Annotated in this window: 13 protein-coding genes; 6 read left to right on the top strand and 7 right to left on the bottom strand. The window is 64.4% G+C overall.

All coding sequences use genetic code 11. The features are described from left to right. Nucleotides 1–18 precede the first annotated feature (18 nt). The 5 genes from iolD to AB4Y31_RS17910 form a co-directional block, all read right to left on the bottom strand. Nucleotides 19–1,956: a 3D-(3,5/4)-trihydroxycyclohexane-1,2-dione acylhydrolase (decyclizing) gene (iolD, locus tag AB4Y31_RS17930; RefSeq protein WP_368675056.1), complete on the bottom strand. Its 1,938-nt coding sequence runs from the start codon at nucleotides 1,954–1,956 to the stop codon at nucleotides 19–21. Beyond that, entirely contained in the window at nucleotides 1,953–3,974 is a 2,022-nt protein-coding gene (gene iolC / locus AB4Y31_RS17925; protein WP_368675055.1) for a 5-dehydro-2-deoxygluconokinase, read from the bottom strand. The genes iolD and iolC overlap by 4 nt, the downstream gene beginning before the upstream one ends. Nucleotides 3,975–4,017: 43 nt before the next feature. Then, complete coding sequence (locus AB4Y31_RS17920; RefSeq protein ID WP_368675054.1) at nucleotides 4,018–4,872, bottom strand: ATP-binding cassette domain-containing protein; 855 nt, start codon at nucleotides 4,870–4,872, stop codon at nucleotides 4,018–4,020. Between the two features lie 38 nt (nucleotides 4,873–4,910). Then, nucleotides 4,911–6,089 carry an ABC transporter permease gene (locus AB4Y31_RS17915; protein WP_018438953.1) on the bottom strand — a complete coding sequence of 393 codons (1,179 nt, stop codon included), beginning with the start codon at nucleotides 6,087–6,089 and terminating at the stop codon, nucleotides 4,911–4,913. A 127-nt stretch (nucleotides 6,090–6,216) separates the two neighbouring features. Further along, nucleotides 6,217–7,275 (bottom strand): sugar ABC transporter substrate-binding protein, encoded by a 1,059-nt coding sequence (locus AB4Y31_RS17910; protein WP_368675053.1) that lies wholly within the window; start codon nucleotides 7,273–7,275, stop codon nucleotides 6,217–6,219. A gap of 327 nt (nucleotides 7,276–7,602) precedes the next feature. Here AB4Y31_RS17910 and AB4Y31_RS17905 point away from each other — a divergent pair, with 327 nt between their 5' ends. The 6 genes from AB4Y31_RS17905 (at nucleotide 7,603) to AB4Y31_RS17880 (ending at nucleotide 11,636) form a co-directional block, all read left to right on the top strand. Beyond that, entirely contained in the window at nucleotides 7,603–8,484 is an 882-nt protein-coding gene (locus tag AB4Y31_RS17905) for a MurR/RpiR family transcriptional regulator (protein WP_368675052.1), read from the top strand. Beyond that, on the top strand, nucleotides 8,477–9,496 hold the full coding sequence (gene iolG, locus AB4Y31_RS17900; protein WP_368675051.1) for an inositol 2-dehydrogenase: 1,020 nt from the start codon (nucleotides 8,477–8,479) through the stop codon (nucleotides 9,494–9,496). The genes AB4Y31_RS17905 and iolG overlap by 8 nt, the downstream gene beginning before the upstream one ends. A 45-nt stretch (nucleotides 9,497–9,541) precedes the next feature. Beyond that, nucleotides 9,542–10,612 carry a Gfo/Idh/MocA family oxidoreductase gene (locus tag AB4Y31_RS17895; protein WP_368675050.1) on the top strand — a complete coding sequence of 357 codons (1,071 nt, stop codon included), beginning with the start codon at nucleotides 9,542–9,544 and terminating at the stop codon, nucleotides 10,610–10,612. A 107-nt stretch (nucleotides 10,613–10,719) separates the two neighbouring features. Next, entirely contained in the window at nucleotides 10,720–10,992 is a 273-nt protein-coding gene (locus AB4Y31_RS17890) for a BrnT family toxin (RefSeq protein ID WP_368675049.1), read from the top strand. Further along, nucleotides 10,976–11,266, top strand: a complete 291-nt coding sequence (locus AB4Y31_RS17885) for a BrnA antitoxin family protein (protein ID WP_368675048.1) — start codon at nucleotides 10,976–10,978, stop codon at nucleotides 11,264–11,266. Before AB4Y31_RS17890 ends, AB4Y31_RS17885 begins: the two co-directional genes overlap by 17 nt. Nucleotides 11,267–11,405: 139 nt before the next feature. Continuing rightward, on the top strand, nucleotides 11,406–11,636 hold the full coding sequence (locus tag AB4Y31_RS17880; RefSeq protein WP_018438946.1) for a sulfurtransferase TusA family protein: 231 nt from the start codon (nucleotides 11,406–11,408) through the stop codon (nucleotides 11,634–11,636). Nucleotides 11,637–11,683: 47 nt separating this feature from the next. Here the strand turns inward: AB4Y31_RS17880 and galU are convergent, their stop codons facing one another. Then, entirely contained in the window at nucleotides 11,684–12,565 is an 882-nt protein-coding gene (gene galU / locus AB4Y31_RS17875) for a UTP--glucose-1-phosphate uridylyltransferase GalU (protein ID WP_018438944.1), read from the bottom strand. Between the two features lie 74 nt (nucleotides 12,566–12,639). Continuing rightward, nucleotides 12,640–15,507 carry a valine--tRNA ligase gene (locus tag AB4Y31_RS17870; RefSeq protein ID WP_368675047.1) on the bottom strand — a complete coding sequence of 956 codons (2,868 nt, stop codon included), beginning with the start codon at nucleotides 15,505–15,507 and terminating at the stop codon, nucleotides 12,640–12,642. Nucleotides 15,508–15,653 lie beyond the last annotated feature (146 nt).

Genomic DNA, 15,653 nt, shown 5'->3' with positions numbered 1-15,653 from the left:
GCGGCTTGCTGCCTTTCGTCAGCCTCGCTTGCGCTCCGCCACCTTCGTTTCGTATGTCGCACGGGCATCGCGCACCTGTTCGCGCGTCGATACGGCAGGAACGGCGACTTCCCACCACCAGCCGCCGTCCTCGGTCGTGCGGGCGGGATCGGTATCGATGACGAGCACGCTCGTCCGGTCCGATGAGCGTGCACGATGAAGCGCGGCCTCGAGCTCGGTGACGTTCGCGACGTGCTCGGCATGGGCCCCGAGCGAGCGCGCGTGCGCGGCGAAGTCGATATGGGGCGCGCCGAGCGGGCCTTGCAGACAATCGTCGAGCAGGTTGTTGAACGGCGCGCCGCCGCAAGCCTGCTGCAGCCGGTTGATGCAGCCGTAGCCGCGGTTGTCGAGCACGACAATGATCAGCTTCGCGCCGAGCATGACCGATGTGGCGATCTCGCTATTCATCATCAGATAGCTGCCGTCGCCGACGACTACGACGACCTCGCGCTCGGGCCGGGCGAGCTTGGCGCCCAGGCCGCCCGCGATCTCGTAGCCCATGCACGAGTAGCCGTATTCGACGTGGTAGGCCCCGGGGCGGCCCGCGCGCCACAGCTTATGGAGCTCGGCGGGGAGCGTGCCCGCCGCGCAGACGACGATGTCGTTCTCGGGCGAGCGTGCCGCCGAGCGCTGGATTGCGCCGATCACGTCGGCGTCATAAGGCAGGTTGCCCGGTTGCGGCTCCGCATGGGTGCGGCGTCGCACCGTCTCGCGCCAATCGATCGCGAGGGTGCGCGCCCGCTCGGCCCACGCATCGCTCGCGGTCCAATCGGCAAGACAGGCGCTCAGCGCATCGAGCGCGGCGCACGCGTCAGCCACGACGGGAAGCGCGCGATGCTTGATGCCGTCGAACAGGTTCGCGTTGACGCAAACGACATCGGCGTGCGCAAACAGCGTATTCGAGCCCGTCGTGAAATCCTGCAACCGCGTACCGATCGCGAGCACGCAATCGGCTTCATGCGCGAGCGCGTTCGCCGCGCTCGAGCCCGTCACGCCGACCGCACCGACGTTGAGCGGATGATCCCACGGGAGCGCGCCCTTGCCGGCCTGCGTTTCGCCGACCGGCACACCGTGGCGCTCGGCGAACTCGCGCAGCGCTCGCGTGGCGCCTTCGCTGTAAAGCACGCCGCCGCCCGCGACGATCATGGGGCGCGAGGCGCGCGCGAGCCGCTCGACGGCGACATCGAGCTCGACGGGGCTCGGCGCGGGAGCCGCGAAATGGGCGACGCGTGTTTCGAAGAACTCGACGGGATAGTCGAACGCCATGGCCTGGACGTCTTGCGGCATGGCGAGCGTGACAGGGCCGCACAGCGCGGCATCGGTCAGCACGCGCAGCGCGCGCGGCAGCGCTGTCAAGAGTTGCGCCGGGTGAACGATACGATCGAAATAGCGCGAGACAGGCTTCAGCGTATCGTTCGCCGAAATGCCGCCGTCCTGAAAGTCCTCGACTTGCTGCAGGACCGGGTCCGGCGCGCGCGAGACGAAGATGTCGCCCGGCAGCAGCAGGACCGGCAGGCGGTTCACGTGCGCGAGCGCCGCGGCCGTCACGAGATTGGTTGCGCCGGGGCCGATCGAAGTCGTCACGGCCATCATGCGCCGCCTGAAATGCGCCTTTGCGTACGCGATCGCGGCGTGCGCCATCGCCTGCTCGTTGTGCGCGCGCAGCGTCGGCAGCACTTCTCGATGTTGATAGAGCGCCTCGCCGAGGCCGGCAACGTTGCCATGGCCGAAGATCGCGAACACGCCGCCGAAGAGGGGGACCGTCTCGGAGGCGCCGCTGCAGTCGCCGAGCGCGACGCGCTGCGCGGCGAGATAGCGGACGAGCGCCTGCGCCGCCGTCAGGCGGACCGTGGTGCCCGCCGCCGCGGCCGCCACGCTTGTCGTGCCCTCGCTCACGGAGATGGCTGGACCGTTCATGCTGCCTCCTTGCGGACGCTGGCAGAGTGCGGCGGCGTGCCTGCGCGCGCCGCGCGCCATGCGCCTATCAGCGTTTCGAACGTGCCGCGCACGCTGGCGACGACCTCTTTGTCGTCGATCTCGCCGGCAAGCCACGCGCGGCTCGGCTCATGAAAAATCGTACGGCCGACGGTGAAGCCCCTGCAGGTCGTCGATGCGGCCGCTGCACGGAAGCCCTCGCTCAACTGATCGACAGCGGCGGACAGCCCAAGCAGCACGACACCGCGGCAATACGGATCGCGTTCCGCGATCAGCGCATCGATCGCTTTCCACTGCTGAGACTCCATCGGCGCGAGCTTCCACCATTCGGGCTGGATACCGAGGTTATAGAGCCGCTTCAGCGCGCGATAGACGGTGTCCGGCGCATCGGGCAACGAGGGCCGCTTCGGCGGGATGACCTCGAGCAGAAGCTCGTGGCCGCTTGCCTGGACGGCGTCGTAAAGCGCGCGCAGCTGCGCTTCCTGCTCGAGCCGTTCCTCGAGCGGGTGATCGGGGTGATAGTGAACGAGGCACTTGACGACATGATCGCGCGGCCAGCTGGCAAGCGTCGTGCCGATCGAACGGCCGTGATCGAAGACGAGCGGCATCGAGCCCGGCAACTCGACGGGTCTGCCGATCCACCATCCGCGGCCCGTGGCGGCATTGAGCGCGTCCTGGCCGTAGCGATCGTCGATGAGGACGCCGATACGGCCTTCGAGACCGAGCGAGCGTTCCGTTTCGCCGACGGCTTCGACGAAGAGTTGCTTCAGCCGCGGAATCCGGTCTTCGCTCGCGCCCGTTTGTTGCGCGAGCTCGAAGAACTGATTGCGATGATCGAATGCGAACCCGAGCACTTCGTCCCAAGCGCGGCGCTTCACGCTCACGCGATGCAGGCGCGCGAGCGTTGCATCGCGATCGGGCCTGCGCATCTTGAGCGGATCGCGCTCGGCCGCCGCGCGGAAGTAATCGAGCTCGGCCGGTGTCGGCATGGCCGGCGCGCAGCCATGCCGCGAGACGACGAGCGCGCCGCAAATGTTGGCGGTATGCGCGCAACGCTCGAGCGGCGCGTCGCGCAGCCACTCGGACAGAAACCCGGACGCGAACGCATCGCCGGCGCCGAGCACGTTGAGCACTTCGACTTCGACGCCGCGATGGGTCGGCGCGTCGTCGATCGAGGCGGGCACCCTGCCGTCGATGATCGTGCACCCGAGCGGCCCGCGCTTGACGACGAGCGTTGCGCTCGTCACCGCGCGCACCATCGTCAGCGCATCGATGAGTTCGTGCTTGCCGCCCGCGATGCGGAACTCTTCCTCGGTGCCGATCACGAGATCGAAGAGCGGCAAGATCCCCTGCAGGTGAGCGGTCACGCTTTCGCTCGCGACGAAGCGGGTTTCGCCGTCGGCCTTTCCGGTCAGGCCCCAGAGCACGGGGCGATAGTCGATGTCGAGCACCGTGCGCACCTGATTGCGGCGCGCGTACTCCAGTGCCCGGCGGCTTGCGCGGTTCACGCGCTCGGTGGAGAAGTGCGTGCCTGTGATCAAGAGTGCCTTGCTCGAGGCGATGAACGCTTCATCGAAGTCGCTTTCGTCGATCGCCATATCGGCGCAATTCTCGCGATAGAAGATGAGCGGAAATGTATCGCGGTCCTTGATGCCGAGCAGGACGAGGGCGGTCAGGCGGTCGGGATCGATGCGCGTATGGCTCACGTCGCAGCCTTCTTGCGTGAGCGTTTCGGTGAGGAAGCGGCCCATGTGATCGTTGCCGACGCGCGCGAGCATCGCCGAGGCGAGCCCCAGGCGCGCGCAGCCGAACGCGATGTTCGCCGAGGAGCCGCCCAGGTACTTCGCGAAGCTCGAGACGTCTTCGAGACGCGCGCCGATCTGCTGTGCGTAGAGATCGACAGCGAGCCGCCCGAGGCAGATGATGTCGCGCGTCCGGTTGGGCGCGAAGCGGCTCGCGTTGGGGGTCGCACCGGCAGGGGAGTCGTGGGAAGCAGCCATGGAAAGTCCTGAGTAAGCGGTATGCTTTTATCGCGCCGAAGCGTCAAATCGTGGCGCCGTCGAGCTCGGCGATCATCTTTTGCATCTCGGCGCCGCCGGCCATCATGTCGAGCACGGCGTCCTTGCTGATCGTTTCCTTCGTGAACGTGCCCATCGAGCGTCCGCGATTGAGCAGCGTGAACGAGTCGCCGATCGGGTAGGCGTGATGGACGTTGTGCGTGATGAAGATGACCGAGATGCCGCGCTCGCGCGCCTTATGAATCAGCTTCAGCACATTGAAGCTTTGCTTGACGCCGAGCGCGGCCGTCGGCTCGTCGAGGATCAGCACGCGCGCGCCGAAATGGATCGCGCGCGCGATCGCGAGGCATTGACGCTCGCCGCCCGACATCGTGCCGATCGGCTGGTTGGCATCGCGCACGTGAATGCCCATTTCGGCAAGCTTGTCGCGCGCCGTCGTCGCGGCCGTCTCGATGTCCATGACGTTGACGAGGCCGAAGCGCTTCTTTTGCGGCTCGCGGCCCATGAAGAAGTTGCGCGCGACCGACAGCAGCGGCACGAGCGCGAGGTCCTGATAAACCGTGGCGATGCCGCGATCGAGCGCGTCTTTCGGCGAGGCGAAATGCACGGGCTCGCCGTCGACGAGGTAGGCGCCTTCGCTCGGCTGATGGACGCCGGCGAGCGTCTTGATCAGTGTCGATTTGCCCGCGCCGTTGTCCCCGAGCAGGCAATGCACTTCACCGCGGCGCAGCCGCAGCGTCACGTCTTTCAATGCAATCACGTTGCCGAAATAGCGGCTGACGCTCTCGAGGGCGAGGATGTAGTCGGCTTGTTCAGGCACGGCTTCGACCGACGTCTTCGCCTCTTTCGCGGATTCCGTGTTCGGTACGGTGGTGGTCATGATGTTCTCCGTTACGTTCGACGTTCAACGTTCGGCGTTCAGCGCGAGGCGGCCACGCGGCTGCGGACGTAGTGATTGAAGAGCACGGCGAAGAGCAGCATGATGCCGAGGAAGACGCGGAACCAGTCTGAGTCAATGTTCGTGTAGCTGATGCCGATCTGCACGACGCCGAAGATGAGCGCGCCGAAGGACGCACCAACGACGGAGCCATAGCCGCCCGTGAGCAGCGTGCCGCCGATGACGGCCGCGATGATCGCCTCGAATTCCTTTTGCAGTCCGCGGTCCGCGGCGGCCGAGCCGATGTCGCAGACTTGCAGCACGGCGAACAGGCACGAGCAGAATGCAGTCAGCACGAAGAGGCGGATCTTGACGCTCTTGACGGGCACGCCGACGTTCTTCGCGGCATTTGCATCGCCGCCCACCGCGAAGATCCAGTTGCCGAAGCGGGTTTTGGCGAGCGTGAAGGCGCCGATCGCGGCGAGCGCGAACCACCAGACGATGACCTTCGGCACGCCCGGCACGAGCGGCTGGCCGTTGTCGAGCAGCTTCACGAGACCGATGTGGCCGAGCCACGTGAAAAAGCCGTGAAAGGCGACGCCTTGGAACAGCGCATGGGCGAGGGCGCTCTTCGCGGCCACGTCGCCGACACCCGAAATGATCGTGCGGTCGGCGAACATCACCGAGAGGGCGAGCGTGAGTCCGCGCAGAATGAAAAGGAACGCGAGCGTCACGATGAACGAGGGCAGTCTCGTGCGCATGACGAGGTAGCCGTTCAGCGCGCCGAGCGCCATCGATCCGGCGAACGCGAAGAGGATCGCGAGCTCGATCGGCCAGTGAAAATACATCGTCGGCAGCGCGACCATCATGCCCGCGAAGCCGATCATCGAGCCGATCGATAGATCGAACTCGCCCGCGATCATGAGCAGGCACGCGCCGACGGCGAGGATGCCGAGATAGGCCGCGACCTGCGACCAGTTCATGATCCCGTCGAGGTTGAACATGCCCGAATCGCCCGCGCCGATCGCGAAGACGATGAAGACCATGACCGTGCCGGCGAGCGCCGCGAACTCGGGGCGGCCGAGCAGGTGCTTGAACCACGATTCGCGGCGCAAGCGCTCGTCGGCGGCGGTTGGGACGGCAGGCACGCTGCCCGCCGGGGGGCTCGACTGCTCGGGCTTGCTCACGTTGCCGTGGTGGAAGTGGTCGACGACGCCCATCGAATGTCTCCTAAGCGCGCGGCGAACCGGAAGAGGCGCTCCCCGGCCGCCCGGTCCTCGCCGCGCTAAAGCTGGTTCAAAGTTGAAACTACGCCTGGCGGGCAAGCATGGCTGCCTGCTTCCTGCTTCAGCGGTACTGGCCGGCGAATTTGACGACTTTGTCGATGTTGTCCTTCGTGATGAAGCCGGGGCCCGAGCGGATCGTCGTCGGGTCATAGACGGGCTGGAGCCCATACTCCGCAAGGCGCTTCTTGAATTTCTCGTTGCCTTGCAGAATCTTTTCGATCTTGGCCGGGTCCGTCACGTGGTCCTTCTTCACGATCGCGAGCACGGCGACGGGGATATAGCCTTGCAGATACGGCTGCTGATCAATCGCGAACTGGATCGTGCCATCCTGAATCCCCTTCGCGATGTCATCCGAGAAGTCGAACGTCGCGAACCAGAGCTTGCCGGCCTTGCCCATGTTCTTGAGCGCCTTGATCGTCGGCTCCGCCGAATTCGGCCCGAGCGCCAGGACGCCGCCCGTGTCCGGGTGGTTGCGCAGATAGGCTTCGACCTTCGTCTGGATGCCCGTCGGGTCCGTGCCCGCATCGAGGGTCGAGCTCTTGAAGTCGACGCCGAGTGCCTCCGCAAAGCCGCGGCAACGTTCGAACGATGCGGGGTTCGTCGCGTAGTGGTTGACGCAGAGGAACGACTTCACGCCGGCCGCCTTCGCCTTCTCTCCGGCCGCATGACCGGCAGCATATTCGGGCTGGCCGATGTGCATGATGGCGCCCAGTTCCTTGCTCTGCTTCTCGGTGCCCGAGTTGATCGTCACGAGCGGGATGTGCTTGTCCGTCACCTTCTTGATCGCACTTTTCAGCACGTCGTAATCGGCGATCGTCACGATCACGCCGTCATAGTTGCGCGCGGCGGCTTGCTCAATCAGTCGCGACATATCCGAAAGATCGCCGTTCGGCGGGTTCCGGTAATCGGTCTGAACATTGAAGTCCTCGTCGGCCTGCTTGATCGCGTTCTTGATCGTGTTCCACCACGAATCGGAATCGGGCGCATGGCTGATCAGGACGAAGTGCGCGTCGGCAGCTTGCGCGGCCGGTGCGGTGAACGGGCCGAATGCGAGTGCGAGCCCCGAAACGAGCGTTGCGGCGAGCGTCTTCAGCGCGGCCTTGCGGTTGCCAAGTCTCATTTGTCTCCACCTGTTGGAAGTTATGTTGTCTCGAACGGCACGGTGAAACGGTAGGTGAGCCGTTCACGGAAAGAGTAGGCGAACTTCCGGTGAATTGCAAAGAAAATTTCATCGCGGAAAGAAATGGAAAATCCATTCCATTTCGTCGTGCCGTTGCCTATAATCGGCATCAATCGCTTCTCGCATGAGCGCCTTGCCGCGCGGTCCGAAGCGCATCGCGCGGCGAGCGCGACCGGGAACGGAGGCAATGGCGGGAACGATGGGGGCATATCAGCTCGGGCACCCAGGCGCGAGCGGACTGGCAGGGAAAGACGGGGAAGGGAAGCCATGCAGGAAGACAGCACCGACGAATTGCCGAGCGTCGACGAACTGATGCAGCGTGTCGCCGATTCCTACGAGTCGCTGCCGCGTCAGTTGAAGAGCGTCGCCTCGTATCTGGAGCAGCATCGCTCGAGCGTGATGGTGGACCGCACGAGCGATATCGCGGCGAGTTGCGGCGTGCACCCGTCCGCCGTCGTGCGGTTCGCGCAGCGCTTCGGCTTCTCCGGCTTCTCCGACCTGCAGGCCGTCTTCAAGCAGGCGTATACGGGGCAGAGTCCATCGGGGCAGACCTACAAGCAGCGCATCCGCAAGCTCATTGACGACAAGCCGGGACGCCTTTCAGGTCGCGCCGTCGCGCGCGAGTTCATCGTCGCGTGCAAGAACGGCCTCGACGAACTCGATTCATCGCTCGACGACGAGCTGTTCGACCAAGCCGTGACGATGCTCGAGCAAGCCGAAAACATCTATGTGGTCGGCGTGCGGCGCTCGTTCGCGGTGGCGAGCTACATCGCCTACGCACTCCAGCACACGGCCAAGCGCGTGCATCTCGTCTCGGGCTTCGGCGGCATGTATCGCGAGCAGATCCGCAGCGTGAAAAAGGGCGACGTCGTCATCGCCATCAGCTTCGAACCTTATGGCCGCGAGACGCAGTACTGCGTGCGTCTCGCCCATCATCACCAGGCGCAGACGCTCGTCATCACGGACAGCCGTCTGTCGCCGCTCGTGCGCTACGCAAGCGCGCCACTGTTCGTGAAGGAAGGCAGCGCATTCGCGTTTCGCGCGCTGACGAGCACGATTTGCCTGTGCCAGGCGCTCTTTATCGCATTGGCGTACAGGCTCGAACTCAAGGTTGAAGAGTCCAAGGACACCGGAGGATACGATGACTGAGAAGGGACACGGCGCGATGGACGTCGTGGTGTTCGGCGCCGGCCGCATCGGCCGCATTCATGCAGGCAATCTCGCGCGGCAGCCCGGCGTGCGGCTCAAGTACGTCGTCGACGTCAACCGCGAAGCGGCCGAAGCGCTGGCTCGCGAGCACGGCGCCGAAGCGGTCGAGGCCGAGGTTGCGCTCGCCGACCGCGCGGTTGGTGCGAGCGTCATTTGCTCGAGCACCGATACGCATGCCGATCTCATCGAGCGTTCCGCGGCCGTCGGCAAGCACGTTTTCTGCGAAAAGCCCGTCGACCTGACCGTGGCGCGCGCCCAAGCGTGTGCGCAGGCCGTCGAGCGGGCCGGGGTGGTCTGCATGATCGGCTTTCAGCGCCGTTTCGATCCGACCTTTGCCGCCGTGAAGGCCCGGCTCGATGCAGGCGAAATCGGCACGCCTGAAATGCTCGTCGTCACGAGCCGCGATCCGGGCGCGCCGCCGGTCGAGTACATCAAGCGCTCGGGCGGTATCTTCAAGGACATGCTGATTCACGACTTCGACATCTTCCGCTGGATTCTCGACGACGAAGCCGAGACCATCCACGCGACGGGCAGTTGCCTGACGGATCCGTCCATTGCGGAGGCCGGAGATGTCGATTCGACGGCGGTCACGATCCGCACGAAGCGCGGACGCCTCTGCCAGATCAATACGACGCGCCGCGCCGCCTATGGTTACGACCAGCGGTTCGAGGTGCTCGGCAGCGATGGAATGCTGCAGGCCGGGAACGTGCGGCCCACCGAGGTGACGGCGTATTTGGCGAAGGCGGTTTCCACCGATGTACCCGAGCCGTTCTTCCTGGAGCGCTATCGCGCGGCCTATGCGCACGAGATCACGCATTTCTTCGAGGCGGTGACGCGCGGCACGCCCGTGCGGACGACGATCGCCGACGGCGTCAAGGCGCTCGAGCTCGCCGAAGCGGCGACGCGTTCGTGGCGCGAAGGACGCGCCTTGCGAATCGGCGAAGGGGCTTGAGATCCATCTAGCCGGAAGACGAGAGACAAGACGAGGAGTGAGACGATGACGACGTCAGCCAAGCGCGCGCCCGTGCGAATCGGCGTGGTGGGGCTCGGCCGCCTGGGCAAGCGGCATGCGATGAATATTGCGTACCGTGTGCCGGGCGCGGTGCTCGCGGCGGCGTGCAGTCCGGTCGACGAGGAGCGCGCGTGGGCGCGCGATGCCCTGCCGGAGCCGCGCATTTATGAGGACTACGAAGCGTTGCTGGCCGATCGCGACGTCGATGCGGTCTGGCTCGTCACACCGTCTTCTCTCCATGCGGAGCAGATCGTGGCGGCTTTGCGTGCGGGCAAGCATGTGTTTTGTGAGAAGCCGCTTTCGCTCGACGTCGCCGAATGCGAACGTGTGATCGCCGTCGCGCGCGAATACCCGCATTTGCAGGCGACGATCGGGTTCATGCGCCGCTTCGATCCGAGCTATGTCGATGCCTATGAGAAGATGGCCGCCGGCGCGATTGGCCGGCCGTTCATGATCCGCTCGCAAACGACTGATAAGAACGATCCGGAAGGTTTCTTCGTCCGTTTCGCGCCGACTTCGGGCGGCATTTTTCTCGACTGCACCGTTCATGACATCGACGTGGCGCGCTGGTTCTTCGGCAATGCGCGCGCCACGCGCGTCTATGCAACGGGGACGATCGCTCTGCACGAAGGACTGCGCGAGTGCGGCGATGTCGATAACGGCGTGGCGGTGGTCGAGTTCGAGGGCGGGCGGTTGGCCGTCTTCTACGCATCGCGGACGATGGCGCACGGTAACGATACGCACAGCGAGGTGATCGGCACGGCGGGGGCGCTGGCGATCGGGCATTACCCGCGGGCGAACCGCGTCGATATCTACGATGCCGACGGGATCAAGAACGAGTGCACACCGACGTTCTTCGAGCGCTTCGAGGAGGCGTTCCTGCGGGAAGCGCAGGCTTTCGTCGAATCGGTGCGACGGCGAGGACGGGAAGGCGGTGCAACGCTCGGCGAGAACGATACGCAAGTCGGCGCGACGCTCGCTGACGCGCTTGAGGCGACCCGCATTGGACATGCGCTGCGCGAGGCCCTAACGACGGGTCGGCCCTCCTCGCTGTAGCCGTCGTGGGTTAATGAGTCCTAGATCCGCGAAGGTCGGTGCAGCGGTTCGGCGGCGCGCGTAGTTTCAAAACTTGTGCGTTTACAGGTTTTTGTAACTACGATAACATGGCAAGTGTCGAATTCGACTCAGGAAAGAGCGAGGCCAATTGGCGCAAGCACGGTATTCCACTGTCGCTGGCTGAAGTCATCGATTGGTCGGCCGTTTGGTGCAGGCCTGACTGCCGGCGCGACTACGGCGAACTGCGCGAGGTCGGCTACGTCCCGATTGAGGGGCACCTGTATTGCGTCGTCTTCACTCAGCGAGGCGATGCGTTCCGAGTAATCAGCCTGAGGAAGGCGAATTCACGCGAGGTCAAGCGCTATGTCCAACAAGCCTAAACTGTATGTGCCAACGCCGGAGGAAGATGCTGCGATCTTGCGCGGCATCGCAGAAGACCCGGACACGTACATCCCATCCGACGAGGAATTCGCTCAAATGAAACCGCGCGGCGGACGGCCTAAGCTCGCCAACCCGAAGGTCTCCGTGACGATCCGATATGACGCGGACATCATCGAGCGCTTTCGCGCGAGCGGTGAAGGTTGGCAAACGCGGATGAACGACGCACTGCATGATTGGCTCCGGACGCATCGCCTGCGCCCCTCGGAGGGTTGATCTGAGCTGTTCCGTGAGCGGCCGGCCAGCTGTGCCGGCGCGGTGCACGTGCCTGCGGTAAAATCAACGGTTCGTTCTTACCGCGCCAACCGTCAGTTTTCGGTGCAGCGGCAAGTCTCTCTTCGAAGGTCGATCGCCGATGGAAATTCACAAGGAAGTCGATGCGCGCGGACTCAACTGCCCGCTGCCGATTCTGCGCGCCAAAAAAGCGCTCGCCGACATGCAAAGCGGCCAAATCCTGAAGGTGCTCGCTACCGATCCGGGCTCTCAGCGCGACTTTGCGGCGTTTGCCAAGCAAACGGGCAACGAAATTGTCGAGAGCTCGACTACGTCCGACAAGACGTTCGTCTTTCTCATGCGTCGTCGCTAAGGCCGATTAGCGCCCCGGCGGGCAGTCCGCCCCCGGGGCTCTCGACATCAGCTATCCATTACGGGCGCGCGCGTGCGCAGGTAGTTCGCGAAATCTTCCGAGACTTCGGGGTGGCGCAACGCGAACTCGACCGTCGCTTTCAGATAACCGAGCTTGCTGCCGCAGTCGAAACGCGTGCCGTGATACTTATAAGCCAGCACTTGTTCATCGGAGAGCAGCGACTGGATCGCGTCGGTCAGCTGGAGCTCGCCGCCCGCGCCAGGCTTGATCGAGCGCAGATGCTCGAAGATGCGCGGCTTCAGCACATAGCGGCCGACTACGCCGAGATTCGACGGCGCCACGTCGGGCGCCGGCTTCTCGACGATGCCCGACATTTTGATGATCGCGTCTTCCCATTCCTTACCATCGACGATCCCGTACGATTTCGTTTCCTGCGGCGGGATCTCTTCGACGCCGATGACGGAGCTGTGGTAATGGTCGAAAACGTCGACCATCTGCTTCATGACGCTCGGCACGGCATAGAGCAAGTCGTCGGCGAGGATCACGGCGAACGGATTGTCGCCGACGAGCTTTTCGGCGCAGAGCACCGCGTGACCGAGCCCAAGCGCTTCGGGCTGGCGCACATAGAAGCAGTCAACGTGGCTCGGCTTGATGCTGCGCACGAGTTCGAGCAGCCGCTCCTTGCCGCGCGCCTCGAGCTCCGCCTCGATCTCATAGGACTTGTCGAAGTGATCCTCGATTGCCCGCTTGCTGCGTCCCGTCACGAAGATCATTTCGGTGATGCCGGCCGACATCGCCTCCTCGACGGCGTACTGGATCAGCGGCTTGTCGACGATCGGCAGCATCTCCTTGGGACTCGCCTTGGTGGCGGGAAGAAACCGTGTGCCGAGACCGGCCACGGGGAAGACTGCCTTGGTCACTTTTAGCATGGCATTACCCTGGTTTGTCGATTGCTCAGTCGTGTCGAATGCTCGGTTGGAATATATGACTCTTCTACCCTGCGTTATGCGGGCAACCGTGCCAGCTGCGCGCTCAGCTTGGCGACAGTATCGCGGTATTGTGACAGCCTTTTCTGCTCCTGCTCCACGACCGCAGCCGGTGCTTTTGCGACAAATGCCTCATTTCCGAGCTTTGCCGCACACTTGGCGATCTCGGCATCGAGACGAGCAATTTCCTTGCCTAGCCGTTCGCGCTCGGCGGCCACGTCGATCTCGACCTTCAGGACGAGCTTGTCGGAACCGGCAATCGCGATCGGCGCGCCATGCGCTTCGGCATCGAGCGTGGCTTCCTCGGCGATGACCCGCACTTCCGAGAGCCGCGCGAGCGCTTGCGCGTAGGGCGCGAACGTGCGCCATGCCTCGGCGTTGCCATGCACGAGCAGCGGTACCTTGGTCGCCGGCGAGAGGCTCATCTCGCCGCGCAGGTTGCGGCACGCATCGATCGCGGCCTTGAGCTCGTCGGCCCAGCGCTCGGCCGCCTCGTCGATCTTTTTCTGTTCCGCGCGCGGATAGCGCTGCACCATGATCGACGCCGCGCCCTCGGCAGTGTCTTGCGGCCATGCGTCCGTAAGCGGTGCAACCTTTTGCCAGAGCGCCTCGGTGATGAACGGAATGATCGGATGGGCAAGACGCAGAACGGTCTCGAGCACGCGCAAGAGCGTGCGGCGCGTGGCACGCTGCTGTTCGGGCGTGCCGCTCGTCAATTGCACCTTGGCGAGCTCGACGTACCAATCGCAGTACTCGTCCCAGACAAACTTGTAGATGGCGTTCGCGACGTTGTCGAAGCGGTAGTCGGCAAATCCTTTCTCGACTTCGGCCTCCACGCGCTGCAGCAGCGAGACGATCCAGCGGTCCGCCTGCGAGAAGTCCGTGTAGCCGCCCGGTCCGCAATCGCCGGGCGCGCACGGTCCCGGCTTGCTGAAGCCGCAGTCGTGTCCCTCGCAGTTCATCAGCACGAAGCGCGTCGCGTTCCAGAGCTTGTTGCAGAAGTTGCGGTAGCCCTCGCAGCGCGCGAGATCGAAGTTGACGTTGCGCCCGAGCGTCGCCATCGATGCCATCGTGAAGCGCAGCGCATCGGTTCCGAAAGAGGGGATGCCGTTCGGGAACTCCTTGCGCGTCTTCTTCTCGATCGAACTCGCCTGTTTCGGATTCATGAGACCCGTCGTGCGCTTGGCGACCAGCGCTTCGAGCTCGATGCCGTCGACGATGTCGATCGGATCGAGCGTATTGCCCTTGCTCTTCGACATCTTCTGGCCTTCGTGATCACGCACGAGGCCGTGCACGTACACCGTATGGAACGGTACCCGGTCCGTGAAGTGGGTCGTCATCATGATCATGCGCGCGACCCAGAAGAAGATGATGTCGAAGCCCGTCACGAGCACGGACGACGGCAGGAAGCATTCGAGATCCTTCGTCTGCGCCGGCCAGCCGAGCGAGGAGAACGGCACGAGCGCCGACGAGAACCAGGTGTCGAGCACATCCTCGTCACGCCTCAACGCGCCCGTGTAGCCACGCGCGGCGGCTTGCGCGCGCGCCTCGTCCTCGGTGCGCGCGACGAACACCTCACCGCTCTCGCCATACCAGGCCGGGATCTGATGGCCCCACCAGAGCTGGCGCGAGATGCACCAATCCTGAATGTTTTCGAGCCACTGATAGTAAGTGGCCGTCCAGTTCTCGGGCACGAATTCGATCTCGCCTTGCCGCACCACTTCGAGCGCGCGCTCGGCGATCGACTTGCCCGGGTGGAAGGTCCCTTCGGGCGCCGGCTTGCTCATTGCGACGAACCACTGATCCGTGAGCATCGGCTCGATCACGACCCCCGTGCGGTCGCCGCGCGGCACCATGAGCTTGTGCGGCTGCACCGATTCGAGGACGCCTCGCGCCTCGAGATCGGCGACGACCCGCTTTCTGGCCTCGAACCGGTCGAGCCCCCGGTAAGCGGCGGGTGCGTTGTCGTTGATTTTCGCGTCGAGTGTGAGGATCTCGATCTGCGGCAGACCGTGGCGCTGGCCGACCTGGTAGTCGTTGAAGTCGTGCGCGGGCGTTACTTTCACGACGCCCGTGCCGAATTCGCGATCGACGTAGTCGTCGGCAATGATGGGGATTTCGCGATCCGTGAGCGGCAGTTTCACACGCTTGCCGACGAGATGGCGATAACGATCGTCTTCCGGATGGACCATCACGGCGACGTCGCCGAGCATCGTTTCAGGGCGCGTCGTCGCGACGGTCAGGTGTCCGCCGCCCTCGGCGAGCGGATAGCGGATGTGCCAGAGGTGGCCGTTCTCTTCTTCGCTCACCACTTCCAGATCGGATACGGCCGTGAGCAGGACCGGGTCCCAATTCACGAGCCGCTTGCCGCGATAGATCAGCCCTTGCTCATAAAGGCGCACGAACACTTCGACGACGACTTTCGACATCTTCTCGTCCATCGTGAAGTACTCGCGCGACCAGTCGATCGAGGCGCCGAGCCGCCGGACCTGGCCCGTGATCGTCGAGCCCGATTCGCGCTTCCACTCCCAGACGCGTTCGAGGAACTTGTCGCGGCCGAGGTCGTGCCGCGAGACGCCCGCCTTGTCGAGCTGCCGCTCGACGACGATCTGCGTCGCGATGCCCGCGTGATCGGTGCCGGGCAGCCAGAGCGTGTTGTCGCCGAGCATCCGGTGGTAGCGCGTCAGGCCGTCCATGATCGTCTGGTTGAACGCGTGGCCCATGTGCAGCGTGCCGGTGACGTTCGGCGGCGGCAACTGGATCGAGAAGCTGGGGCGGCCCGGCTCGAACTTCGGGGCGGCGTAGCCGCGCTTCTCCCATTCGGGACCCCAATAGGCCTCGATCGTCCGAGGCTCGAAACTCTTCGCCAGCGTGGTGTCGCTCATGGTTCAAATCCGCCGAAAGATGCGTATAAAGATCGTGAAAAATGCGTCGAAACCTTGAATTATAAGCGCCCGGAGCCCGCATGAGCCGGGTCGGCCGTTCGGCCAAGGGCTTCGCGCGGCATCGCGCCGTATAATGGGCGCCGCGC

The organism is Trinickia sp. EG282A (assembly GCF_040965455.1).
Lineage (GTDB): Bacteria > Pseudomonadota > Gammaproteobacteria > Burkholderiales > Burkholderiaceae > Trinickia > Trinickia symbiotica.
The sequence above is the reverse complement of the archived record's forward strand: the minus strand, read 5'-3'. Positions and strand labels throughout refer to the sequence as shown.

Bases quoted from the DNA above. Each gene is read 5' to 3' on its own strand.
- iolD (WP_368675056.1), bottom strand. From the start codon at position 1,956: ATGAACGGTCCAGCCATCTCCGTGAGCGAGGGCACGACAAGCGTGGCG.
- iolC (WP_368675055.1), bottom strand. From the start codon at position 3,974: ATGGCTGCTTCCCACGACTCCCCTGCCGGTGCGACCCCCAACGCGAGC.
- AB4Y31_RS17920 (WP_368675054.1), bottom strand. From the start codon at position 4,872: ATGACCACCACCGTACCGAACACGGAATCCGCGAAAGAGGCGAAGACG.
- AB4Y31_RS17915 (WP_018438953.1), bottom strand. From the start codon at position 6,089: ATGGGCGTCGTCGACCACTTCCACCACGGCAACGTGAGCAAGCCCGAG.
- AB4Y31_RS17910 (WP_368675053.1), bottom strand. From the start codon at position 7,275: ATGAGACTTGGCAACCGCAAGGCCGCGCTGAAGACGCTCGCCGCAACG.
- AB4Y31_RS17905 (WP_368675052.1), top strand. From the start codon at position 7,603: ATGCAGGAAGACAGCACCGACGAATTGCCGAGCGTCGACGAACTGATG.
- iolG (WP_368675051.1), top strand. From the start codon at position 8,477: ATGACTGAGAAGGGACACGGCGCGATGGACGTCGTGGTGTTCGGCGCC.
- AB4Y31_RS17895 (WP_368675050.1), top strand. From the start codon at position 9,542: ATGACGACGTCAGCCAAGCGCGCGCCCGTGCGAATCGGCGTGGTGGGG.
- AB4Y31_RS17890 (WP_368675049.1), top strand. From the start codon at position 10,720: ATGGCAAGTGTCGAATTCGACTCAGGAAAGAGCGAGGCCAATTGGCGC.
- AB4Y31_RS17885 (WP_368675048.1), top strand. From the start codon at position 10,976: ATGTCCAACAAGCCTAAACTGTATGTGCCAACGCCGGAGGAAGATGCT.
- AB4Y31_RS17880 (WP_018438946.1), top strand. From the start codon at position 11,406: ATGGAAATTCACAAGGAAGTCGATGCGCGCGGACTCAACTGCCCGCTG.
- galU (WP_018438944.1), bottom strand. From the start codon at position 12,565: ATGCTAAAAGTGACCAAGGCAGTCTTCCCCGTGGCCGGTCTCGGCACA.
- AB4Y31_RS17870 (WP_368675047.1), bottom strand. From the start codon at position 15,507: ATGAGCGACACCACGCTGGCGAAGAGTTTCGAGCCTCGGACGATCGAG.